This is a genomic window from Ochrobactrum sp. EDr1-4 (assembly GCF_049199085.1).
Classification (GTDB): domain Bacteria; phylum Pseudomonadota; class Alphaproteobacteria; order Rhizobiales; family Rhizobiaceae; genus Brucella.
Window position 1 is genome coordinate 1 of record NZ_JBLZOF010000037.1, and the last position, 517, is coordinate 517.

The window sequence follows — 517 nt, forward strand, 5'->3', positions numbered from 1 at the left end:
GGACATTGAGCGCACCAGCTTCGCATCACTGATCCGCGATAGCCAACCCGGCCAGCGATAGTGTGCACCCCGATCAGAATGTACTATTGGTCGTTCATCTGTACCTGTGACAGTTTCTATGGCGGCATCAAGCATCATATTGACCAATTCCGCATCTGGTCTCGTTCCGAGTGACCAGCTTATAACCAAACCATCAAAACAGTCGATGATGGGTGAGAGATACACCTTGCCAGCCGGGATATGGAATTCAGTGATATCGGTCAGCCATTTTTCGTTCGGGGCTGTGGCCCGGAAGTCGCGATTGATAAGGTTCTCGGGTGCCGGACTGATTTCTCCGAGATAAGAGCGATATCGCCGCCGCTTTGGCGTGGCAACGATCAGGTTCTCCTGCTTCATCAAGCGCTGCACAACCTTCTCTGAGATTGTAACGCATTGTTTGGCCAATGACGCCTGTAGTCTGCGGTAGCCATAGCATCGACGGTTGGCTTCGAAGATTTCGGTGATGTTTTGACGAATA

1 protein-coding gene is annotated in these 517 nt (G+C 51.5%); it reads right to left on the reverse strand.

All coding sequences use genetic code 11. The features are described from left to right. Nucleotides 1-517, reverse strand: a 517-nt coding sequence (locus ACOZHT_RS24425; RefSeq protein ID WP_421567125.1) for an IS3 family transposase, incomplete at both ends; no start/stop codon positions are given.